This is a genomic window from bacterium (assembly GCA_037128595.1).
Lineage (GTDB): Bacteria > Verrucomicrobiota > Kiritimatiellia > CAIKKV01 > CAITUY01 > JAABPW01.
This window is the reverse complement of the sequence record JBAXWB010000007.1, coordinates 105,557-130,134: the sequence shown is the minus strand read 5'-3', so window position 1 is coordinate 130,134 and position 24,578 is coordinate 105,557. Positions and strand designations below refer to the sequence as shown.

At 54.9% G+C, this 24,578-nt stretch carries 17 protein-coding genes and 1 tRNA gene; 11 read left to right on the top strand and 7 right to left on the bottom strand.

All coding sequences use genetic code 11. The features are described from left to right. Positions 1–124: 124 nt before the first annotated feature. Together WCS52_05950 and WCS52_05945 are read left to right on the top strand one after the other, a co-directional pair. Positions 125–1,513: a glycosyltransferase family 87 protein gene (locus WCS52_05950; GenBank protein ID MEI6166717.1), complete on the top strand. Its 1,389-nt coding sequence runs from the start codon at positions 125–127 to the stop codon at positions 1,511–1,513. A 65-nt stretch (positions 1,514–1,578) separates the two neighbouring features. Next, positions 1,579–2,013, top strand: coding sequence for a hypothetical protein (locus WCS52_05945; GenBank protein ID MEI6166716.1), 435 nt, complete (start codon positions 1,579–1,581; stop codon positions 2,011–2,013). A 45-nt stretch (positions 2,014–2,058) separates the two neighbouring features. Here WCS52_05945 and WCS52_05940 read toward each other — a convergent pair whose 3' ends face one another. The 6 genes from WCS52_05940 to ahcY all read right to left on the bottom strand — a co-directional run bounded on the left by WCS52_05940 (position 2,059) and on the right by ahcY (position 6,287). Next, positions 2,059–2,508 carry a hypothetical protein gene (locus WCS52_05940; protein MEI6166715.1) on the bottom strand — a complete coding sequence of 150 codons (450 nt, stop codon included), beginning with the start codon at positions 2,506–2,508 and terminating at the stop codon, positions 2,059–2,061. A 93-nt stretch (positions 2,509–2,601) separates the two neighbouring features. After that, a complete protein-coding gene (locus WCS52_05935; protein ID MEI6166714.1) occupies positions 2,602–2,724 on the bottom strand; it encodes a hypothetical protein in 123 nt (40 codons plus the stop codon). Then, positions 2,721–3,143, bottom strand: coding sequence for a biopolymer transporter ExbD (locus WCS52_05930; GenBank protein ID MEI6166713.1), 423 nt, complete (start codon positions 3,141–3,143; stop codon positions 2,721–2,723). The genes WCS52_05935 and WCS52_05930 overlap by 4 nt, the downstream gene beginning before the upstream one ends. After that, positions 3,140–3,766 (bottom strand): MotA/TolQ/ExbB proton channel family protein, encoded by a 627-nt coding sequence (locus WCS52_05925; protein MEI6166712.1) that lies wholly within the window; start codon positions 3,764–3,766, stop codon positions 3,140–3,142. Before WCS52_05925 ends, WCS52_05930 begins: the two co-directional genes overlap by 4 nt. Before the next feature lie 101 nt (positions 3,767–3,867). Next, the gene (locus WCS52_05920; protein ID MEI6166711.1) at positions 3,868–4,884 is read right to left on the bottom strand and encodes an NAD-dependent epimerase/dehydratase family protein; all 1,017 of its coding nucleotides are present in this window, start codon (positions 4,882–4,884) and stop codon (positions 3,868–3,870) included. Further along, a complete protein-coding gene (gene ahcY, locus WCS52_05915; GenBank protein ID MEI6166710.1) occupies positions 4,884–6,287 on the bottom strand; it encodes an adenosylhomocysteinase in 1,404 nt (467 codons plus the stop codon). Before ahcY ends, WCS52_05920 begins: the two co-directional genes overlap by 1 nt. 113 nt (positions 6,288–6,400) lie before the next feature. Here ahcY and WCS52_05910 point away from each other — a divergent pair. From WCS52_05910 to WCS52_05870, 9 genes are all read left to right on the top strand, one after another. Continuing rightward, positions 6,401–6,476, top strand: a tRNA-Gly gene (locus WCS52_05910). A 125-nt stretch (positions 6,477–6,601) separates the two neighbouring features. Beyond that, the gene (locus WCS52_05905) at positions 6,602–6,844 is read left to right on the top strand and encodes a GIY-YIG nuclease family protein (GenBank protein ID MEI6166709.1); all 243 of its coding nucleotides are present in this window, start codon (positions 6,602–6,604) and stop codon (positions 6,842–6,844) included. A gap of 165 nt (positions 6,845–7,009) precedes the next feature. Continuing rightward, the gene (locus WCS52_05900; protein MEI6166708.1) at positions 7,010–8,821 is read left to right on the top strand and encodes a right-handed parallel beta-helix repeat-containing protein; all 1,812 of its coding nucleotides are present in this window, start codon (positions 7,010–7,012) and stop codon (positions 8,819–8,821) included. Positions 8,822–8,829: 8 nt separating this feature from the next. After that, on the top strand, positions 8,830–10,311 hold the full coding sequence (locus WCS52_05895; GenBank protein MEI6166707.1) for an MFS transporter: 1,482 nt from the start codon (positions 8,830–8,832) through the stop codon (positions 10,309–10,311). Then, positions 10,301–11,986 (top strand): CocE/NonD family hydrolase, encoded by a 1,686-nt coding sequence (locus WCS52_05890; GenBank protein ID MEI6166706.1) that lies wholly within the window; start codon positions 10,301–10,303, stop codon positions 11,984–11,986. Before WCS52_05895 ends, WCS52_05890 begins: the two co-directional genes overlap by 11 nt. 129 nt (positions 11,987–12,115) lie before the next feature. After that, positions 12,116–14,251: a hypothetical protein gene (locus WCS52_05885; GenBank protein ID MEI6166705.1), complete on the top strand. Its 2,136-nt coding sequence runs from the start codon at positions 12,116–12,118 to the stop codon at positions 14,249–14,251. An 18-nt stretch (positions 14,252–14,269) separates the two neighbouring features. Then, entirely contained in the window at positions 14,270–18,400 is a 4,131-nt protein-coding gene (locus tag WCS52_05880) for a hypothetical protein (protein ID MEI6166704.1), read from the top strand. Between the two features lie 101 nt (positions 18,401–18,501). Further along, complete coding sequence (locus tag WCS52_05875; GenBank protein ID MEI6166703.1) at positions 18,502–20,409, top strand: hypothetical protein; 1,908 nt, start codon at positions 18,502–18,504, stop codon at positions 20,407–20,409. 41 nt (positions 20,410–20,450) lie between these two features. Then, positions 20,451–23,672, top strand: a complete 3,222-nt coding sequence (locus WCS52_05870; GenBank protein MEI6166702.1) for a hypothetical protein — start codon at positions 20,451–20,453, stop codon at positions 23,670–23,672. On the opposite strand, the gene WCS52_05865 is transcribed toward WCS52_05870, so the two are convergent. Further along, positions 23,657–24,526 carry an AraC family transcriptional regulator gene (locus tag WCS52_05865; GenBank protein MEI6166701.1) on the bottom strand — a complete coding sequence of 290 codons (870 nt, stop codon included), beginning with the start codon at positions 24,524–24,526 and terminating at the stop codon, positions 23,657–23,659. The genes WCS52_05870 and WCS52_05865 overlap by 16 nt on opposite strands. Positions 24,527–24,578 lie beyond the last annotated feature (52 nt).

Sequence of the window (24,578 nt, the reverse complement as noted above, 5' to 3'; positions counted from 1 at the left end):
GCAAGAAGACCCGTCAAGGAGAAACACCGTTGACTTCAACAGCCCCGGCCACCCCGCAGGAATGCCATCGACATCACGCTGCTCTATCATTACTCTCTAGACCTTAATCACAGGGCTAAACAACATGAAACAGAGTAGCATTTCACCCCAAAAATGGATCCTTCTCATTTCCCTTGTCATCAGCACCATGATGCTTGCCTTCACGGCTCACGCCTTTAAAAAAGCGGCCCGCGGCGACCTCTGCGATTTTCAGGCCTATTATGTTGCCGCCAAAGCGCTCTGCGAACACAACGACCCATACGTTTTCGCGGAAAGACCATATATTTACCCTCCTCTCTTTGCGACACTCTGCATGCCTTTGGCCTTACTTCCCGCCAATATTGCGGCCATGGCTTACGTACCGGTCATGGTCGCCGCGATCCTGCTTTCCTTTTCCTGGGGAGTCCGGGAAATCCTGCGTAGGTTCAATGTTCCTGTCACCCCCCTTCTGTTCGGAATTACGCTCCTCATTTCATTTGCGATCATGGAGGACCGGATCAAGTCCGATCTGCAGATGTTTCAAGTCAACTCCCTTCTGCTATTCCTCCTAGTTCTTTCGTTACGCTGGCTCGATCGCCGCCCATTTTTGGCGGGAGCCGCCCTCGGCTTGGCGATGAACATCAAAGCCTTCCCTATCATCATGTTGCCTTACCTTTTATTCAGGCGACGGTACCGGTCCGCAGCGTCCATGGTGATAACCACGATAGCATTCGGACTACTCCCGGCGGGAGCGCTTGGATGGAAAACAAATCTGCAATATCTGGCGCAGTCCTCGGGAGGGTTCCTGTCACTTCTCGGAATACAAACTGGGGTTCATCAAAAAGCCCAGATCAAGGATGTGACGGCCTCCTATAGCGTTTCGCTCCCCAGCGGCATTGTTAGAATGGTTGGCCCCGGCCATGAACTCCTGGCTTGGGCCGCCGTGGGAACCATCTTCCTGGCGATCATTGTTTTCGGCGCATGGGTCTATCGGCGGGGCGGCATCCCCCGACTTCACTGGCCCGACGCGAGTCAACAGCAACAGCAACCCTGGCAAGCCTTAATCGCCTTGGAGTGGGCGGTTCTGATCGCGCTGGCGCTTATCTTCAGTCCACAGACTAATTCCCGTCATCTTCTCATGCTGGCGCCCCTGCCCATGTTGGGCGCGGCCATGCTGGTCAAGTCCTTCCCGAAGCCGGGGTGGATCTGGGTTCTGACCGGAACAGCCCTCGCCTGGGCCAGCATCACCCTTCCCCCGGGCAGTTTCAGAATTTTATTTCTCCACACCGCCCATGTATTCTGGCAATTTGTGGGTGGCCCATCCTGGATCCTGCTGGCCGCCATCCCACCGCTGCTATGGGGTGCAATAAGGGTTGTCAAAAGCCTGACACCCGACGAATCAGTTATTGGTGTTACTCCAACAGAATTCAGAACGGACAACGCTTGCGAAGGAGCTAAGCCTACGCATGGAGACAATGGCGATCGAGAAACATGAAAAATCGTTCTTAGCGGCAGTTAATTATATGTATGCCGGGTGGTCAAGTTCACGTCAGGAAAAATATGAAGATTAAAGCCGGTTTTGCGTTAGCGGAATTTTTGATGGTTGCGACTACTATAGCCATTGTGGTGGCGGTGGTTGCGCCACTAATAACGGGAACTAAAAACAGGACCATGGTGGCCGAGGCACGGGTGGGATTGAGCACAATCCGCAGGGCGATGGAGGCGTACCAAGCAGAAAATGGGCACTATCCAACAGGAGATTCCGGGAAAAACTTAACGGAAATCACAGATCTGTGCGTTACAAACAGGGATTTTGATGGCAAATTCTTCAAGACTGATGGCTATACCCTAACCGCTGTGACATCGAGCAACTACCTGCTGACGACGGTCGGTTATACCAACGGGGCGGAGACCCTGAACATCACACTCAACGACCAAGGCAACTGGGGCAGGCAAAGCAGGAAGAATAGTGAGACCAGCGCGATGATTCCGTAGCGAGATAACGGCCGGTTATTTAAAACACGGGTTAACATACGGTGTTCACTTTCGATAGAGTAAGCCATAGCCACGGCCGGCCTCGGTGACGCGATCACTCGAGACCACCACAAGCCATGCCTCGTTGGATTTAGCCTCCTTCGGCAAGGGCAGGAGGACGGCGTTGCCTTTATCCAACTCGCCCCTCAGTTGATTCTGTCCGATGGGGCGCGTGCAGCGCAGGGTGGTCAACAGGGACTGGTTCAAGTCTGAAACCGGCCTTGCCCCTTTGATGTCAACCCCGGTTTTGTGTGCAAAGTCGGTGACCTGATGGCACAAGTCATGCCGGGCAAGTTCCTTGTTCTTTTCCTGATTCCGGGTGTCCAGATGCCAATACGCGGTATAGCCGCCCCATTCCCGGCTCACGTGCCAGGCCGCCCGCCCCAGGATAAACAGCATTCCGATATAGGCGAGGAGGGACGGGGCCCGCCAGGCGCCTTCCCACCAGCCGCCCATCACGGGATAGAGGGCGGCTGAAGCCCAGCCTGCCAGCGGAGGCTTGGTGGCCGGTCGGCCGGTCGGGAGATGCTGGTGCCACCAGTGCCCATCCTAGACCATTTCCAGTGAGACGTACGCCTGTTTGGCCTGGTCATATCCGGTGAGACAATCCCAGGGCTGATTGCGGAGGAGAATCAGAGCCAGCAATCCCACGCAGAGCAGCCCCCACTTCATTTCTTTCCCTGCTTCTTCACGCAGACGGCGAGTTTGAGGGCGCCAATGCGTTTGGCCGCATCCATGACGGTGATCACGAACTGGAAGGGAACGTCCTTGTCGGCCTCGACCACAACGGGCTGATTCGGATCTTTCAAAAGCTGGCGCAGACGGCTCTCAAGCAGGTCGGGTGCCACCGGCATGCCGGAAAGATAGGCCGTACCGGTCCGGTCGACCTGAACCTGAATGGTTTCCTTGCGGGTAATGTCCTGCTGGGAGTCCTTGGTGCTTGGCAGGTTGATCTTCAGCTGGGAACGCACCATCAGCGGGGTCATGATCATGAAGATCAGCAGCAATACCAGCGATACATCAATGAACGGGATCATATTGATGTCCGCCATGATGCGGTGCTTGCCGGACGCCCGGGAGGGGGCCTTCACGCGGGCTTGCCTTCCGGACAGAGCGTCTCGATCAGGTCAAACGCCAGGAGTTCCGCATCGGTCATCAGGACTTCGGTCATGTGGATGCAGTAGTTGTAGCCGATCAGGGCGGGAATCGCGACCACCAGACCACAGGCGGTGGTGATCAGGGCCTCGGCGATACCGGCCGAGACCACTTCCGGGCCGCCGCCGCTATTGGCGGCAATACTGGCAAAGGCCTTGATGATCCCGATGACGGTACCGAACAGACCCACAAAGGGGGCCGTGCCTGCGACGGTGCCGAGTACCGGAACCATGGCACCCAGTTTTCGCTCCTGCGCCTGAATGCCATGTTGCATCGCCCGCTCCTTGGCTTCGCGTCCACCGGGCTGGGACAGGATTTCAGCGGACACCGCGGCAATCGGGAAGTCGTATTTGCGGCAGAACTCCAACGCTGCGGCGTGCCCTTGTTCGGCAAGAATACGGAGCAGGCGCGCCATGAAGGAGCGCTCATTGACTTTGAAACGGCGGATGAGGCGCACCCGGTCCACGATAATGGTCACGGAAAAAATGGACATCACCAGCAGAATGGCCAGAACCGGCCACCCACGGATCATCATATCGATAATACTTACGTCATTCATCAGTTACTCCTGCTATAAATAGGGTGATATTGATTACGCCTTAGCTCGATAAAGTCAAGTGATTCACGCTGGCGCCGACAGAGCGGCGCCCTCCATTGTTCTTATATCCAGTTATGGTCCCGATACCAGCGGGCGGTTTCGCGCAGGCCCTGCTCGGTGGTCCGGCTGTAGTGAAAGTCCAGGAGCGTTCGCAGCTTCGTGGTGTCAAATGAACGGTCCTTCGTGAAAAAAGCGACCCGGCGCCTATAGATCGGCGGGGCAATTCCGAAGGGCCGGCATACGGTTTCGCACAGGGCGGCCAGCCAGAAGAAGGGCCAGGCAGGGATGCGCAGCATCCGGGCCTGGCGGCCATATTCGGTGCTGATGATACTGACGATGTCCGCCAGGGCCAGGGCGCGGGGATCGCCGCCGATAAACACTTCCCCCTGCGCCTTGGGATGCAGGGCCGCCTGAATGAAAATTCCCGCCAGATCCTCGACGTGGATAAGGTGGTACAACTGACCGCGGGAACGGCCGAGAACCGGGAAAACCGGCCAGGTCGCCATCTTGAAAATCTTCAGCAGACGCCGGTCACCGGGGCCATAGATGGCCGCCGGCCGGATGACCGTGAAGGGCAGTCCGTTTTTTGGCGCGAAATCCCGGAGCCATAATTCCGCTTCCGCCTTGGTTTGCTGATAGATATCGCCCGGACTGAAGGGATACAACTCATTGGCGGGAGGGGTCTCGATATGCCCATGCACGCCGACCGTGGACACATGCACAAACCGCTTGAAGCCGGGGTTGTTGAGCGCGGCACGAGCCAGTAACTGGGTGCTGTCCACATGAACTTTACGGTAAGTCTCATCGGCAATGCCGGCTTCCCGGTAGGCCGCAGCCACATGAAAAATGAAATCCACGCCCGCGACGGCCCGTGTGACGGTGTCGGGATCGTAGACATTGCCTTCGATCCATTCAATCGGAAGCGCCTGCAAGGCCTCCCGGTTGGAGGAGGCGCGGGCGATGGCGCTGACGCGGATCCCGCACTCACAAAGTTTTTTTATGAGTACGGCCCCGGTAAAGCCCGTGGCACCGGTAACCAGTGCCACGGAGTTGGGCGGGAATGTGAGACGGTCGCCCATCAATACCGGTAATGCGCGGGCTTGAAGGGACCATTTTCAGGGATTCCGAGATATTTGGACTGTTTCTTGGTAAGCTTCTCGAGTTTGACACCGAGCTTGCCAAGGTGCAGGGCCGCGACCTTCTCGTCCAGCCGCTTGGGCAGCACGTACACGCCCACGGGATACTTGGCCGTGTCCGTGTAGAGCTCGATCTGGGCCATCACCTGATTGGTGAAGCTGGCCGACATCACAAAGCTGGGGTGACCCGTGGCGCAACCCAGATTCACGAGCCGTCCCTCGGCCAGCATGATGATGCTGCGCTTGCTGGGGAACGTGATTTTGTGGACCTGCGGCTTGATTTCCAGCCACTTATACTTCTTAACCGCCTCGACCTGGATTTCGCTGTCGAAGTGGCCGATGTTACAGACGATGGCCATGTCCTTCATCTGGCGCATGTGCTTCTCGGTGATCACATCACTGCAGCCGGTGGCGGTGACAAAGACGTCGGCGATCGGGCAGGCCTCATCCATCGTCATGAGCTGATACCCTTCCATCGCGGCCTGCAAGGCGCAGATCGGATCGATTTCCGTCACGATCACGCGGGCGCCCTGGCCACGCAGGGACTGGCAACAGCCCTTGCCGACGTCGCCGTAGCCGGCCACGACACAGATTTTGCCGGCCAGCATCACATCGGTGGCGCGCATGATCCCGTCCGTCAGGGAGTGGCGGCAGCCGTAGAGGTTGTCGAACTTCGACTTGGTGACCGAGTCATTGACGTTGAAGGCCGGCATCATCAGTTCGCCCCGGGCGTGCATCTGCTCCAGGCGGTGAACCCCGGTGGTGGTCTCTTCGCTGACGCCGCGAATCTCCTTGATAATCCGGTGGAAGCGCTTGGGGTCCTTCTTGAGGGACTTCTTGAGCTGGGCCAGCAGGATGGCTTCCTCATGGCTCTCCGGTTTGCGGTTGAGGATGGAGGGATCTTCCTCGGCCCGGAAGCCCAGATGCACAAACAGGGTCGCATCGCCGCCGTCATCGAGAATCATATTCGGACCCTGTCCGTTACCCCAGTCCAGAATCCGGTCGGTGTAATCCCAGTAGTCTTCCAGGGACTCGCCCTTGACGGCGAAGACCGGGGTACCCGTGGCGGCGATGCCGGCGGCGGCATGATCCTGGGTGGAGAAGATATTGCAGCTGGCCCAGCGGACCTTGGCGCCCAGATCCTGGAGCGTTTCGATCAGGACGGCGGTCTGAATCGTCATATGGAGCGAGCCGGTGATACGGGCGCCCTTGAGGGGTTTCTTCTTGCCGAATTCCGCGCGCATGGCCATCAGGCCGGGCATTTCCTTCTCGGCCAGTTCGATTTCCTTGCGGCCGAAAGCGGCCAGCGACATGTCTTTAACGATAAAATCATTCTTCTTTTTCATGGGTTTCTCCTAAATATTCGGTCAATCATACCACGCCTGATTTTGGAGTCCAGCGCACAATGTTGACGCTTCCAGCAGCGTCTGATATAAGAAGCGCTGTCTTACCACACAAAGCGGGTGTAACTCAGTTGGTAGAGTCTCTGCCTTCCAAGCAGATGGTCGCCGGTTCGAACCCGGTCGCCCGCTCCATCCTTCGCTCGGCGCCGTTCGGCTTGAGCTACGGATGGTCTACGACCAAGCCATAGGCGCCGAGCGAAGGATGCCCTGCGAAGCACAAGGCGAAGCCGCAGGGCGTAGGAGGGCACGATCACAGGATGTACTTTGTCTATTTGATTCGAAGCATCTCTCGGCCCAATAAAACGTATGTGGGAATGACTTCGGATGTTGAATCTCGACTGATTACCCACAATGCCGGGGAATGCCCCTATACTTCAAGGTTTTGCCCGTGGGAAATCGTTACGTACGTGGCAGTACGTACTGAAGATCAGGCCCGGCGGCTTGAGCAATATTTCAAGACCGGATCTGGACATGCCTTCGCGCACAAGCACCTTTGGTAGCCTTCGCTCGGCGCCGTTCGGCTTGAGCTACGGCCTGCCCTGCGTAGCTTTAGCGAAGCAGGGATGGTCTACGACCAAATAAAAGCGAGGGTCATCACAATTCACCGTAACATGTCACAAATGGGAGTCTTGTGTGCCCTGAAGAGACGTGGAAGAATAAGCGGCATGTTAACCCTTCCTGAAAAAGCAAAAGAGGCCATTATCACAGCACTCATGGCGGCATGTGTGCTCGTCCATCCTTGCTTCAGTTCGGAAAACAAGTACGAGTGGGTGCCTGAAGAAGCCCGAAACGGCAAAATGGACGGGGCCTATCATGGGAACTTGAAAGCGACGCCGGTCGCGATTACTAAAACCCCGAAAGCGACGGCGGACGACTCGAAGCATACCCGGGAATACCGCATTGACCTCGATAAATTTCACATCAGCTGCAATGCCACAAATCCTGTTGAAACCTCGCAAGGAATCAACCTGGCCCTTCGGGAGGCTCAGGCGGCAGGAGCCAATCGGATTGTATTTCCGCCCGGGACCTACCTGATTGGCGAGTCAAACCCGGTGGTGATCATCAACAAGGATATGATCATTGACCTGAATGGGGCAACGTTCAGGATCAATCCAAACGGGCTCCCGAAATATGCCATCTTCAGGTTTGAGCACGGGGCTGAAAATGTCAGACTTACTAACGGCCGACTGTGCGGGGACAAGGAGTCACATGACTACAAGACCGTGCCGGGGACGCACGAGTGGGGGTGCGGTCTGGTCTTCGATGGAGGCGTCAATTTGGAGGTCGATCATGTCACCGTCACCAATTGTACCGGCGATGGCATCCGTTCCAATGCCGGTCTTCCGTTCAAGGACGCCAAGCGCTGTCTGAAGGTGATGGCGAAAAACCTTGAACAGGGTGCCCTTTCAAACGCCGGCGTACCGGAGCCGGATGCACTGAAGACGCGGACGATAAAACCCTATGAACTGCCGGGTGAGGAATTCAATGGGGAACTCGAGTTCGGGTTCATGTTCGGGTATATGAGTTATCCGGCGGTGATGGATCGGTATTATCAGGCATGCTTCTATGACAAGGATATGAAGTTCCTTCAGAAGAAATCCTGTATTCAGTTTAAGAAAACAGCGATACCGGAAGGCGGGAAATTCGTTCGTTTGGAATTTAATCAGCCTGAGGCCAAAGGCCCTGAAGCTCCTTCACTCTACGGGGCCGTTCTCAGTTCCCGCCCCCCGATGGACGTGCATTTTCATCATAACATTCTCGCGGGCAACAGGCGGTTGGGCTTCGCGTTTTGCGGGGGGCAGCGATGGCTCATCGAGGAAAACCGATTTGAAGGAAACGGGGGTACCGCACCGGGGTGTGGTATCGATTTTGAAGATGGGTGGGACTTTATGCAGGATGTCGTGTTCAGGAACAACACCTTCAAGGACAACCGCAAGGGCGACCTCGTGGTTTGCGCCGGGAGTGAGATGATATTTGAAGGGAATCAATTCGAGAAGAATGTGTACGTGTGGGGCCGTACGCACAACTATACCTTCCGTAAGAACCATTTCATGGGCGACACCGGCTTCAAGACACGGACGGGCGTTGCCAGTATGCAGGGAAATCTTTACGAAAAATTCCAGACCCTCTCTATCATATTTGATCCCAAGGGATTTAATGACGGCTTCGTCCACACGCCGGCGAAGTCCGTTGAAACGCGTCCTCTCAGGTTCGAACACGAAACCCTTAACGACGTCAAGCGGATCAAGGGAACCTATTTCAGTTTCGTGGACTGCAATCTCACAAATGTGCACTTCATTGCCGACAGCGACACCCGTCTGGTTCACTTCAAAAACTGTGAGTTCAGCGATTGTTCCATCGTATACGAGGCAAAAGGTCCGGATATCGATGTGATGGTTGATAACTGCAAAGGCGAGATCGCGGAATCAGGGTTGGGTATAAAGCGCAAGAAAAGCAGGGCCCCGGTCGCTGAATAGTCCTGATTATGAATAGCCCGCTGACACCCGAGGGTCCTTCGGCATCCGCTGACGGGGTACCTTGTAAAACGTACCAGGCCGGCACGCTGACCTATACGGCCGCCGGGCTGGTCACGCTGTTCTTCTGGCTGCTATGGGGCGACTTCTGTTTCGTCATCATGGAGAAGGTGTGGGCCAGCATTATCCCCCTGAAGATCAAGGAACTTCAGGCGCCAAACTGGGTGATCGGCGCCGTCATGGTGAGTCTACCCCAGATTCTCAACTTGCTCCTCAATCCGTTGATCAGTACCGCCAGTGACCGTTATCGCAGTTCGTGGGGCAGGCGCCGTCCTTTTATGCTGATCGCCTCGCCATTTATCGGGATCCTCCTGTGTGTAATGGGGTTTTTCCCAGAAATTGGACGGGGTTTGTACGATCTCGGGCTTGGGCGGGCAACCGGGTTAAGCTTGAGTGCCATTACCATCGGGGTGATTGGTGCCGTTATTGCTCTATTCCGGATTGCTGAATTATTCATCAGTACGCTGTTCTACTATTTTTTCAACGATGTGGTTCCGCGGGAGGTGATTGCCCGTTTCCTTGCCTTGGCCCGTGTGGTAGGCCTGGCTGGGGGCGCGCTCTATGAATTTTTCGTTTTCCAGCACGCGCTGACCCACATGAGGGTTATTTTTGTAGTGGCCGGCTTACTGTATTGCGTCGGATTTGTGATGATGTGTTTCCGCGTGAAAGAAGGGGAGTATCCCCCTCCTTCCTCGCGCCCGGTGGGTGATGGCTCCCTGGCCAGGATACGCGTCTATGTGAAGGAGTGTCTCCATCAGAAGTTATTCGTGCTCCTTTACCTGCATACCATGGTGTGGACCCTGGCCTCGGCTTGTGCCGCATTCCTTGTGTTCATGTATTTGTCATTGGGCCTCACGCTGGCACAAATCGGGATCCTTGCCGGTATTACGAGTGTGGCGACAGGGTTGCTGGCCTATCCGGCGGGAATGCTGGCGGACCGGTTCCATCCCATGCGGGTGATGGTGTGGCTGAAGCTGGGGATGGTCATCTGGATGCCGCTCAACTTCGTGTGGCTGTTCACCCATTTCGAGCCATCCGTTAATTTCAAGATCCTTTTGAGTTTGAACGTCATTAGTGTGATCTTCTGGCAAATCTATGCCGCAACGCTCATGCCGCTTTACATGCGCCTCTTCCCCCGTGAGCAATTTGGCCAGTTCTGTTCGTTTCTGGCAATTTGTACCGCGCTGGTCGGTGTGGCCTCAGGTATCATCGGGGGCCTGTACATCGATCGGATGCGGCGGATTTACCCGGATATGATCTACGGGCAAGACTTCTGTTACCGGTTAATTCCGGGCTGGCAACTTTTTTTCGCTAGCTTGGGTTTGATATTGCTCGCCATGGTATACAAGGAATGGAAGAAACGCGGTGGAGAGGCGTGCGTGTTCCATGGGGAAAGTAGGCCCCTTTCTGAGGATTCAAAAAATGATCACTGATGAACCAGTAATCATGCGCGATGGCGTGAAGTTGACGTGCAATGTGTATCTGCCTCCCGATGACGCCAGGGCGTACCCTGTCGTCCTGCTCCTGTCCCCCTATGATGTCACCAGTGGTCATCTTCCAGCTGCGATGAAGTGGGCCGGGCACGGGTTTGCCTTTGTATGTGCGGATTGTCGAGGCCGGTTTAAGTCTGGTGGTAATTTCACGCCATGGGTGAATGAGCAGGATGATGCCTATGCGCTGCTTGAGTGGATACAGGGACAGTCGTGGTGTGACGGCAATATCGGCATGGTGGGAGGCTCCTACGCCGGCTTTACCCAGTTGGCGGCGGCGGCCAGCCGGCATCCCGCACTCAAAGCGATCGCGCCGTCCGCCATTCAGAACGATCTTTACTCGGTGTATTACACCCATGGAGTATTGACGTTGGCTTTCATGCTCGCCTGGCATGTGGGGATGACACAACGCAAAAGCGAAGGGACTCTTTTGCCAGACTGGCCGGAACTATTGAAGAAAACACCGCTTTCCTCGTTAGACGACGAGGCCGGCATTCCTTGTCCCTCATGGAAAGAGATTGTGGCTCACGATGGCAGGGACAACTATTGGAAAGAAAAAACCAGTAAAATCCGCTTCCGGGATACCGAGGTAGGCGTATTTCTTCAGAATAGCTGGTTCGACCATATCGGCTCAAAAGTGTTTACCTTTTTCAGTGAAATCATCAACAGCCCGGGCATTGCTTCAACCCCGCGTCAAAAGTATTCTTGCTTGAGAATCGGCCCTTGGGGGCATGGGGTTAATGTCAAGGAGGGTGAATTGGATTATGGCCCGGCTGCCCTCGTTACTGAAGACCATGAAATCGACTTCCTGACATGCTTATTGAAAGGCCAGGTCCCGGAATCAGCTGGGAATCCGTCGCCTCTCCAGATTTTCGTCATGGGCGAAAACAAATGGCGGTTTGAGAATGAATGGCCGCTTAAGCGGACGAACTGGACTCCTTTTTATCTCGGGGGCAATGGGCATGCCAATACAGCGAGCGGGGATGGGCGTCTGAGCCGGTTCAAGCTTGACGGGAATGAGTGTCCGCCGGATATCTTTATCAGTGACCCTCAAAACCCGGTCCCTACCTGTGGCGGTCGCGGGGTGGGAAATGCGGGGCAACGCGACCAGTCTGATATCGAAAATAGACAGGATGTGCTGGTTTACACCTTGCCGCCATTGGAACAACCGATGGAGGTAACCGGTCCTGTGTCCGTTACGCTTTTCGCCGCCGCCTCAACGCCTGATGCTGATTTTGCCGTCAAGCTGGTGGATGTGTATCCTGACGGAAGGCCGTATAATGTCTGTGACGGGATCATGCGGGCACGTTTCCGCGGCGGAATCGAAAAGGAGCCGCAACTGATGAACCCCGGTACCGTATATGAATTCAGTTTTGAAGTGGATGTAACCGCCTATGTCTTCATGCAGGGGCATGGCGTCCGGCTGGAAATTGCCGGAAGCAATTTTCCTCATTATTCCCGTAACCCGAATACCGGCAGGACGGCGGGCGATGAAGCTGAACTACAGGAATCGGTCCAGATGGTTTACCATTCGCGGGAATACCCATCGCGACTGATTCTACCTGTCATACCGCAAGATGCCGATCGGGACAGAAGTACCTCTTCGTCTGCAGGGTGAGGTGCTGATCTCTTGTCCCGTTCTATGTCACAATACAGCGCAACATGTCACAAATGGCGACTTGTTCGCCCGGTTATGGCGTGTGACGATCAAGGGAGTCAGAATAACTGACAGGGAGAGAGTGTCGCTATGTCGGACAGAATATTACGGTTGCCTCCGTGCGGAATATTCATTGGCTCAGCCATCTATGTGTCTTTTGCCGATTACACCATCGGACTTGGACGCCTGTTCACCTGTTGGAACCCTGAGGATCATGCGCCGGAATGGTATTTGGACAAGACGATCGAAGAGAACCAGGGGAACATTGTCCAGCTTTGGCCAAACTGTCTTGGCAGCCAATTGAAGGCGGCGGCCTGGTGGCGAGGGATGTTTAAGGACGGCGTCGACATTCCGCAGCCAGACTGGAAAAACCGGAAGATGCTCTCCCCGGGGGATTGGCCTGAAATTGCGAAGAGTGATGCGCGTTTCGGCGAAGGGATGATTGATTTCATTGAAAAGGCGGCAGAAAAGAACTTGTATTCCATGGTCATCTATTCCCACGCAGAAAAGAAATATTCTGAAATGCTTTCGCGCTTTGGCGACAGGTATCTTGGCTCCGATTTCGGGGAGATATTTACATTCCGGTTTGACGAGTCCCTGACATCGATCAGCGCCGCCGAAGGGGTGAAGCTCAGTCAGCTTGCTGACGGTTTCCGGGCCACCGTCAAGGCGAAGTGCGATGAATATCATCAGGCGGGGTGGGGGATGCTGATGTCGACCGGCGGCTCATTTGCCGTGGATTACGAGATTCAGGCCGGCATAGAATTTCCGCTGTTTGAAGATTATGCCGACAATATGGCCTCGGCGCTGTGTCGGGGCCTTGCCCGGCAATATGGCCTGGCGGGGTGGGGCACCCATATGAATCACGAGTGGTATGCGTGGTTGCCCTATAGCTGTAAATACCGGTTTGAATCGTTCCGGAACGGCATGTATATCAAGTACATGTCAGGCTCGAAAATGTTGATCAATGAATGCGGGAACTGGTACTTGCAGTCAAATCTCTGTGAGGATTCCCCGATGGTGACTGAAATGCCAAAGTTGCATCAACCCGGGCGGAAAAATGATTACAATCGTTCGGCTGATTACGTGGACGAGGCCCGTCGTCACTATCACACCATTAACTACGACTCGCCGCACGCCCGGCGGTACCGGCAGGAAATCTCCGACTTCTATGATTATGTAAAGGAGAACGGGACCCCAGCGGGACAGCCGGAGACGAGGATCGCATTAGCTAAAGGGAACCTTGACCTGTTGACGTGTTGTGACGAATTCAATCCCAACCGGGCTATTGCCGGGGCCTACAACCTCGCGGACCAAAACCCGCTCTGGTTTGAAGGGGCGCCGGAACGGGGTTGGGATCTCGCCAAGAAAGTCTTTTTCCCAAGGCGGAATATTACCGGGAAATACTATAACCGCTATATTTCAGGGACCCCTTACGGACCCGTGGATATCGTGAGTTTATCCGGGAAAATAGATGTCGATTTCCTGGTGGAGAATTATCAAACCTTGATTTTTACCGGCTGGAATACCTGTTCGGAAGAACAATATGCTTTGATCTCGCAGTATGTTAGGCGGGGAGGGCGTATTTTCATCTCGATCCCTCATCTTTCAACCAATGAAACCCGCAATTATGGGAATTATGCCGTTACAGAACTGGTGCGGGGCGGTGATTTCTCTGAATTGTGCGGGGTTAAGGTCAAGGGGCGGGGCAAGCGTTTCTATTGGGCGACCTCCGAGTCTTCCCGGATGAACAGCCAGTTCGAGTTTGCCTATCCCCGTCGTTTCGGCACCATGCACACGTGCATGGGGGAGATGGAGATAACCGGCGACGTGGAGGTGATGCTTTGCGATGATGAGGATTTTTCTCCGCTCATGGTCCGTCATCAATTCGGAAAGGGCGAGGTCTATTTCCTGAATTCGTGGAGTTATCCCGGGGCCCTTTACCGGGATGAGGGTCCGAGTGCGGTGCTGGACTCCGTGGGCCTGCCTGGCTATATTTTCAAGCATCTCGCCAATAAGTCGCGCGGGACGGTTTACATTACGGATGACGGGCTATTGCCTCGCACCGAGTGTGACTATATCATGTTCAGTTATTTTCCCGAGGATCGCTCGGTCTGTTTGATGAATATCGATTTTGACCGCTCTCATGACTTTAAGCTTCATTTGCCGACGGGCGTGATGGATGTGAGCCTTAAACCTTCGGAATTTCAGCGGCGACATATCTAAAATACCGGGACCCCTACTATGAAAAAATGGATGATGATATTGGTTCTTGCGGGAATGGCCGGCGTGGCTGTCGCGGAGGGCGTTGTTTTTAAGGATGATTTCAATGGCTATAACGACATTCCTCCGCAGTCCATCTTTACCGATGCCTGCACACTGGGCGAAATTCCCCCGGCCCTGCGATATTTGAAGTTCAGGCCGAAAGAAGACAAGCCCGCTTCCGTTTACGCCGGGGGGATGAATCAATTGATCCCGGCGGCTCAAGTCCCCGATTATGAATTTCGCTTTAAGTTTCAGTTTCCGCGCGACAGCAAGAGGGCCTTTGACCTGGAACTCGTGGCGAAAGGCGACGGGAACAAGCTGAAGCTGCAGAAATATACGTTTGCCATTAGCGATGAAGGGATGGCGTTCAAAAATGGGGCCGCCACATCCAGGATGGCCATGCCGATGGCGTCGTTCAAGGATCTTCAACTGGCGGGGTTTCCCGCATCGGGTTGGTCGGAAATCAAGATGGTTTCCTGCGGACGTACTCTGGAAGCGTTTGCGGCCATCGACGGACGATGGGTTAAATTCGGGGTCGTCGAGACACTGGGGACCCCATTGATGGGGTTCAATTTCAAAACCAGTACTCCCATTGATTTTGATGAAATTCAATTGGTGGCCTTGCCTGTTCGCGGGAAAGAGGCCTTTGTTGCCGAGGGCAGCATCTCCACGGCCAATGGGTTTTCCGTGTGGGATATTCCCGTTCCGGCGGATGCCGGAACCGTCAGCGCCAGCGTCAGGATTGGATGGTTGAAAGGCGGAGTGGCTATAAGGCTGGTCGATCAGGCCGGGGTCGAGAAGGTGATTACCGGGAAAGTCATGCCGCTTCGTTTCACCCGGATGGTGGCGCAAAGTATTTATGAGCAGGACGACAAAACGGGGCAATTTGCAGACAAACCGGTATCGAAGCAGGTGCCCGGGAGTGTTTTGTTGCCTGATGCCTCAATCAAGTTTTCAGGGCTCGATGCGGGACTCCGTGATGAAATCGACTACTTTGTGAGGCCACAGATTTCGCAAATGGATCCGGATGCGCAACCCGCTTATATGCGGGATTGGGCGCAGATTCCCGGGGCATCCGAACGATTTGTTAAATATGAGTTTCGCTTGACTGATCCCGCGAACGTGGAGGTTTGGATCGGCGGGCGGTACTGTGGCCGGATCGGGTTGGCGAACCCGCTTAATAAGATATCCTTTGAAATGCCGCCAAATACGGCAATACGGGACATTGCTGTCGCGGTACGAAAGGAGCCTTCCCGGTTTCTGCTGCTTGACCTGAAGAGTGGTGGAGGCTTAAGTCAAGTGGCGGGTATCCCTTTCAATGTGCTCAGTGGCGGGGACAATGTAGATCTTTCAAGCATCAGGAACGTGTGGGGGGATGATCTGGGCGGGGAACGTTACTGGACGCGCAACCCCTACAATGCCGCTAGGGAGAATTGCGTGGTACCGGTGCCCAATAAGCCATATTACCGGGCCTGGGTCCTTTGTGCTGTCGAAGAATCGCCGGCCAAACAGCCCGTTCTTACGGCGCGGCTCACCCGGTATGGCGGTCTGGTGGGGCCTCAGATTGCCGATACCACGGTTCGCCTTCCCCTGGCTGGAGAGCCGCTGCCGGAGGGAGTGGCCAATGCCGGTTCCATCACGATCCATGACAAATCCGTTCCCCTCTATCTGGTCGAGATCAAGCTTGAGGCCGGTAAAATCCAGGACCTGATATTCCAGTCCGTGCAGCCGGGCGTGCTGAAGGATAGCAACCGAAGCAGGGTGCCCCGTCTTGACTTTGAGCTGTTGGGGGAAAAGGAACAGGGGAATCATTTCTACGTCAGTCGCGAAGCGCTTCCGTCGTATACGGTTGCCAGTTCAGTCCATGTTTTTGGAGCGACCTTGGAGCAAAGTCCGGTTGAGTTCTGCGTTTTCCCCGCAGTATTGGGGAATAGTTACCTGCCCGGGGAACGCGCTGAGATGGATGCCTCGTTGAGAGCTGTGGAAAAAGGGGACTATAAATTGGAATGGACGATTCGGGACATTGATGGCAAGGCGTCAGGAGGAGGGCAACGGGATATCCGGCTTGCTAAGGCCGGGGATGAATCCAGGTTTCCCGTAGCGTTGCACCAAGCGGAGCACGGCTGGTACAGCATTGATTTCAGTCTCTCTGGAGCGACAGGACGGAAGCTCCTGAATCACACGGCATTCTTTTGCCTGTTCCCCGAAGACACCCGGAAGGCGGGCTATGATTCCCGCTATTTTGCCTGGAGTCATGGGGGCGTTCATGGCGACATTCCCCGGCCTGAACTCCTTAAGGATATTTATGGACGGGCGGGGATTGGTACCATCACGCCGGTCTTTTCAGAAAAAGACTATGAACCCCGGCAGATTACAAGTGCCGATGTTCCCTGGGTAAATCGTCGTATTATAAACAAGTTCAAGCAAGCGGCCGGAAACAAGGCGGATTGGAAATTTCCCGGGTTTGAGTCTCTGGAGTATGTCAATGCCTTCAGGGCGATGGTGGATGGGTATCTCACCAATTTCCCCCATGTGAAATCCGCAACCCTTTTCCATGAAGGGAAGGGGGGGCGATATCCGGTTGAGCTTATGGGGGAGAGCCTTCCTCCCGATGCGGTGGCTGATGCGGCAGAGAAGAAAAACTATGATGAGGCACTGGCTACGGCCAAGCTCTATCGGAAATATTATCCCCAACTTAAACTTGAGGTCGGAAACTGTGGCGATTCAGTCGGGGTGATGGCGTCTCTGTATCGTAATAAATTCCCTTCCGAGTATATCGATTATATCGGGGAGGAGTTGGGGGGCGGGCTGTATAAGCTTCCTGAAGACGGGTTGAGTCGTCACTTCTGGATCCTCAGGGAACTCTCCCGTAAGTTCGGGGCCGAAAAGCCAGTCATTGCCTGTTATGAGTGGAAATACCGCAAGGTGCAGCATGAGGGGCTGCGTCAGAATGCGGTCTGGTCGGCCCGTGATTGGCTGGTAGCCCATGCGTGGCGGAGTCCGCGGATCCCGTTCACCAGTATTACGGATGCGGGCAACTACTACTATTACTCGTGTTGGGGCGATGGGCTCTTGTCCCGCTATCCCGAGGTTTATCCCTATCCGGCCTATGCGGCAGCGGCCACCATGACGGCAATACTCGATGGCGCCAAGCTGGAACAGCAGCTTGATACCGGATCTGCCACGGTGTATGGCCTTGAGTTTAACAAGAGAGGGGGTGGCTACGTCTATGCTTTCTGGACGGCCCGTGGGCAGCTTGAGGCCACGCTTTTACTGGATCAGGATGCGGAAGTCATTCAAACCGGTCTATTCGGCTCGGAGGTGAAAATCACCAGCCGGGAGAAGAAAATTGAGGCGCGAATATCGGAGGAGCCATTCTATATCACAAGCTCCCGGCCATTGAATGTGGGTGGTCTTGGCAAACGCAGCTTCCCGCGGGAAGCCGTCCCTGCTGGAAAATCCCCATTCATTGGTGATGCCATGAATGGCACAAATGGCTGGCAATTGGTTATGGGCAGAGACGACCTGCTTGATGTTCCCGTCTTGGCGGCTCCCAAAAACACGCGTTTTCGCAAGCCGGGCAACTTTGAATTACGTCAAGGGAATGACGACGAGAAAGGCGCATGCCTGGAACTGGAGTTACGCAAGAGTGACAAGCCCCACCTCCTCGTTCAGGAGTATGGCTCACTCAAGTTGAAACGACCTGTGCCCGTTCCCGGTGAGCCGGACACCATCGGGGTGTGGGTTAAGGGTAACTCGGGATGGGGTAAATTGTTTTTTGAGTTTGTGGATGCTGAAGGTGAACAATGGACCTCCGGGCCCACCGGGGGATTTGGGTGCGATGTTTATGACCTGGCAGATCTGGCCTCCATCAATTTTGATGGGTGGCATTTTGTGAGGTTTCCAATAAATTCAAAATCCCACCTGAAGCCGCCGAGTATTATGCCTGAGACCTTGGATTGGCGACATGACGGGACGGGAAATCACAAGGTTGACTATCCGATAAAACTTACGGGGATTGGCGTGGCGATGGGTAGCCAGGTGATCAACCTAGTCAACGAGGTTGAGGTCACTCCCGTCCTGCGATTCCGTGATTTCGGCACTTATTGAAGGTGATATACCAAGTCACAATTTGGCGTAGCATGTCACAAAATGACTCTATGTGATGAATTGCAGAAGTGCTAAAATTTAACCGTAAAAAGGGGGCAACAATGAGGAATTCAACTATTGTTCGAGGTGGCGTGTTGGGGTTAACGTTGATGTTGATCTTGACGCCGGGGATGTGTCAATCGGCGATCACTACATGGACGAACGCCAGTAGTAGTGGTGGTGCATGGAGCTTTGGTGCCGAAACGAATTGGTCAACGGGACTCGCGCCGTCTAATAACTTTGTCTACATCACAAACGCCGTGAGCAAGACGGTTACGGTTGACAATAATACGCCCACAGACTTCCTTGTGAATTCCAACCTATATATCGGTGCGCCGGGTGGGGCTACCAACACGATAGTGATTTCTGGAAATACCAGTCCATTCGTTTTGAGCGCAGGAAGTGTCTCCCCTCTGCAGGTCGGGACTGCCGTCGGTCGATGTGGATCGCTCCTGCTGTCTAATAATGGTTTGCTCGTAACGTCCAATAGTACCACATATTCCGCTGTCGGGTTTTCTGGAACCGGAGTGATGACCGTGGCGAGTGGGCGTTGGGTAGGTTACTCGGCGACTATTGGGTATAGTTCCGGATCATGTGGGCTACTAAATCTGAACGGGGGAACCAATGAATTATTCGGCGGTGTGGGTGTATTAACTGTCGGCCAACTTGCCGGGAGCGTCGGAATGGTTAATTTGACAGGCGGGGTATTGGTGACGACAAACGGATCCTGCACTTCGTATGTCGGCAGAGATGCGAATGATGCCACGATGAACGTTTCGGGCGGGACGTGGTTAATGAAAGGTTTGATCGTTGGTAATGCTTCAGGTTCATCTGGTAGATTGAATATCTCAGGGAGCGGAACGGTCGTCGTTTTAGCGTCTTCTTCTTTAGGCAGTAGTTCGGGTAGCACGGGTACTGTGGTGATCACAGGCGGGGTTCTTGATAGCTCCGCTGCCACCGGTGTTTATATTGGAAGCAGTGGCGTCGGAGCGCTGACCCTGTCTGGCGGGTCTTGGCTTGCCAATAGTGTCAGGTTGGGGGACAACTCCCCCACCAATGGTGTGACATCGAAAGGCACACTGACGATTTCAGGGGGGGAAGTCAGGACGGTAGGTAGCACGTTGGTGACCGCAGGTTATGTGGCCGGCGCTAGCAATAATACCATTCTGGTCACGGGCGGTCTCCTGGATGCCAATTCCCTGCTTTGTCCAAATGGAGGAGGAAACATCATTAGCAATGCCGGTGGGGTTTACCAGTTTAGTGTATACAGTTCGACTACTCCTGCGATCAACACGAACGGCGGGCCAGTTGTTATCAATGGGGGAACAATTGCCTTTCGAGATGTGGCAGCAGTGGATGTGAATGGAAACCAAGCCGGTTCTCCTCTGACGAATATGTCTTTTACCGCAGGTGGCAAGAACGCCTTCCGCCTGAACAACGCGACCAATGCAACGTCTGGCCAGACCTACACCTTCGCCTCAAATCCGGGTGCCGCTAACTACACAAGGCTGGAATTGGTGAACGCCACAAACTGCTATCGGGGTGGTAACGTGACGATCGGGACGGGCGGCTCAATCCTGTTCTCGAATACTATTGCCCGCTTGGAGGGCTCGCTGACAAACAGCTTCGGCACCATGGAGGTGGTAAACAGTGCGGTGACGATTACAGGGGCCTGTACTCTCGCTGAAAATACCACACTCAACTGGACGACCAATGCGGCCGGTAATGCGGTGGTGGTGAATGTGGGGGGCGTCCTGAACCTGCCGACCAATGCAACGGTCAACTTGAATGTTATGGATAGTGTCATCAGCCGGGATACCCAGTTAACCCTGTTCACGGCCGCCAATATCACCGGGGGCTCACCCGCTAACTGGCAGGGGGTTCCCCTGACACATCGAATGGTGGTCGTGGGGAATACCAATCTGGTATTGCGCCCCCGCGCGACGGGGTTTGTGATCATGGTTAAGTAAATGACACTGTGGGGCACGACGTCTTTGTTCGCGGGGGGCTTATGATGAATAAAACATCGCCAGGGCGGGTTTTCCGGAGTGCGCTCCTGATGGCTTGTCTGGGTTGGGCGGCGGCAGGGTTGGCCGCCACTCATTCGGCGCCGTGGGCGGATTCGTTTGAATCCTATTCAAGTGGGACGCTGCTTCAGGGAACTAATGGGTGGTCATCCGGCAAAATAGGGGCTGGGCTGGTCACGAATGCGGTGTCACAGGTCTTTGCCCTGACCAACACCTACGCCCAGTCCTATGCCTATCCCCTGCCGCTGGCCTCGCACACCAATGTAGTGGCGGTGACGGATTTGTTGGACAATGATATCCTGAGTTCCTCCGGGAAAGTGGCGGTGCTGGACTTCACCGTCATGCCGACCTGGTGCGACCTCAATCCGCCGGATGATGCGAGTGTGCAATGGGCGCTCTATATCAAGACCAACCAGCATGTGGTGATCTGGCAGCACAGTAAGAGTCCGGTGGTGACGAATCAATGGCTGGACCTAGGCGCCGGGACGCTGGTCAATACCGGTACCTGGGCGCGGTTTACGATTGTACAGGATTATTCGAACAAGATGTTTCAGGTTCGCGTCAACGGGGCTGATCCGATCACCAGCGCGGCGGGCTACACGGCAGGCGGGGCGCAGGCGGCTGGCTCCTGGTTCTATATGGTGCAGACCAATCCCCTGATGGCGCAGGTCATTTTCGGCGACGGTGGCACCAACTATGTGGATGATTTTGTGGTGACCAATCGCTCCCTTGCGTGGAGCGCCGGCGGATTTACGGAGAGTGTCACCAATAATGGGAGCATCGACCATACCATCCCCCTGACCGTCAGCTTGCGCTATGACTCCTTTACAGACGGTGATGGCATATTTGCCGCTACCAAATATGTCGTGGGGAACCTCCCTTCCAACCTGACGGCGGTTGTGACCAAGATCAACGACACCCACCTCAGCATCGCCTTGACGGGGCAGGCCGTATCCAATGAGGCCATCAACAGCATTTCGGACCTGACCTTCACGCTTCTTGATTCCGCATTGATGTTGGGGTCCGCGAGCAGTGTTGATGGAGCCTCCAGCGGGAACCGGACGATTGCTTTCAGGAATACCGGAATTCTGTCGTATAGCACCAATGTGTTCCGGGAGATGACGGGCGTGAGTGATGGCGCCATCAATAATTCACCCGCACTGACCATCAATCTGACGAATGATCTGTTCACCGGGGATAATGGTGAGGATTATGCCACCAATAGCGTCAAGTTGAGCATTATCGGCCTGCCGACGGGGTTGACAGGGCAGGTCAGCAAGATCAATGACACCCAGTTGCAAATGACCCTGCTGGGCAAGGCGCTGGCGAATTCCAGTGCCGACAGCACCAACCTGACCCTGACCTTTCAAGCGGGCGCATTTGCCAGCAATGTGGTGGCGGCAAATGTGTCCAATTACACAGCGGCCATAGCCGTGCAATTCATGGATGCCCCGGCACTGATTTACGGGACGACGACCTTTACTGAAAAGCCAGCCAATGACGGGTCTGTCAATGGGACGGTAGTGGCTATTCACTTTGAGACCTTTGCCGGATTAGACGGGGATGATTTAGCAGGGGCGGTGACTTCAGATTTGCCTCCGGGTCTGGAGCTCCATGCCTTCCGCACCAACAGCGGGGCCGGCGTGGTGTTGGTTTTTTCAAACAACGCCACAGCGCATCTGAACTCCGATAGCCGCCTCAATAATGTGACCATTAGTTTTGGTGACGCGGCCTTTTCAGGAGGGAATGCGGCCCTGCTGGCGGGAGCGTCACGAACTGATCTCAGTATTATTTTCAGCAACCAGCCCTCCCTGGCCCTGCCCAGTGGTCTGGAGTTCACCGAGTCATCCCGGAATAACGGGTCAATCGGGAATTCCCTGCCCGTGACCCTGACTGACGGGGCCTTTGCCAGCGATCTCACAGGCCATTATTCCCTTGGGAATGTGCCGGCTGGCCTGGGGCTCTGTCTGATACGGGATAGCGACACCCAGGTTACCCTTTCCCTGACCAACGTGGCGGCGTTGCATACCAGCGGCCAATCACGGGCCGATCTTCGGCTGACTTTCAGTAATGAGGCGTTTTCGACCGTTGCTGCCGCCAACATTTATGGGTCAACGACGAATCTAGCCGTTACATTCAAAAATCCACCGAGCCTGGCGTATAGCCGGGCGACGTTTGCAGAGCGCTCCCTGGGCGCCATAGATAACCAGACCCCGCTGGTCATCACCCTGACGGGGGACAGTTTTGCGTCCGATTTAACAGGTCTCTATACTACCTCCAACGTACCTGCCGGGCTTGTGTTTGAGCTCACCCGCAACAGTGCCAACCAGTTAAGTGTGAATTTAACAGGGACCGCAACCTCCCATGCCTCGAATGATACGGTTTACAACATGACCCTGACCTTCCAGCAGGGGGCTTTTGTCCAGGCTGATGCGGATCAAGTGGTGAACTACCAGACCAACTTCAGTGTGGTTTTCATCAATGACACTGTTTTCATCAACACGGTGCCCTATGAGGAGCCATTTGAAACCTATCCTAATGGATTCCTGCTGGCGGGGACGAACGGCTGGACGGCGGACTATTATGGCGATGCCGCCCAGGTGACCAACAACGCCGCCATGAACAGCAAGTTGGCGGACCCCTATCCTTCTTTCTCCGGCCCCCCGATCCTGACCACCCATACCAAAACGCTACTGGTGCGCGACAACATCCGGACTGAAATCCACAGTTCAACCGGGCAACTGGTATACCTCGATTTCATGATGTATCCCGTGCCGATGTCGGAACTTCCCGTCAACGATGCCACTCTCCAGTATGCCTTCTACGTCAGTACCAATCGCCAGATGGTGATCTGGCACCGGAATATGACGGGGACCCCGACCAACGAGTGGTTGACGCTATCCCATGCCGCGTTGGTGGATACGTCAAACTGGACCCGGTTTACCGTGGCGCAGGACTACTCGAACCACCTGTTCCAGTTGCGTGTGGACGAGGCGGCTGCTATCGAGGATCCCGCCGGGTGGAGTTGGGTCCAGGGCAGTCTGTCACGAACCGGTTCCTGGTTCCATATGGTTCAGACCAATACGCTGATGAGTCAGTTGATCTTTTCAGGGATAGGGGCAACCTATCTTGACGATGTTACGGTGCGGACGGGTTTGGCGCCAACGTTTGGAATCGGCGCGGGCTCGATCTACCTGATCCGGTGAGCGGTGGGTAATACGCCCAAGCGGTTGAATTCCCTGGGAGCACAGTGGGTGATGCGTTTGAAGGCGCGGGTAAAGTGATCCACATGGTCAAACCCCAATCGCGAAGTGATTTCCTTGATGGACGGCGGGTTGGCGGAGCGCAATAACCCACAGGCGCATTCGATCTTACAGGCCAGGATGTGTTGGTAGGGGCTCATCCCGCTTTGAGCCGTGAAGACACGGGTCAGGTGTTCACGCGAAATACCCAGATCATCAGCCAGGGAGCTGACGGTAATACGCGTAGCCATCTTGGCCTGGATATACTCGTGAACGCGCTTGATCAGGACGTGATCCGGATTTTTCTCGAGTGCGGATTCCTTGCTGGCGAGTAAGGCCTGGAGAAGGTCGAGGACCAACCGGGTATTTTCGGTTGCTGAAAGCAGGCATCCGACTTGATCATAGACCCGCAAAGCCATGAGTCGTTCAATGACCGGGTGGGTGGGTGGCAATTCGTAGAGGGCCCCGAATTTATTGATCAGATCGTGGATAAAAACATGCGCGGCGCGGCCGGCAATGTCGACAAAGAGAAACTGCCACGGGGTTTTCGCCCCAGAGGGATAGCTATACGTGATTTCAGGATCATGTGACTCGCAGAGGAATCCGCACCCGGGCTTAATCAGATGCGTCCCTGAGGCGTTGCGAAAGACTCCCTCTCCGGCGATGGTGTATTGGAAAATGGCATGAGGCCGGTCATCGCGCTTTCGGCCGGATTGGCCATAGGTGGGCAGGCTTTGGGTTTCCAGCCCGACGCAGATCAGCCGGGGTAATTGAGGGAGTCCGGGAAGCGTCCGTGTATAGAGGAAAAAGTCACGCATGTCACAAACCACCCGATAAAATCACAAACTGTGAGTTGACGAATTTGCTGAA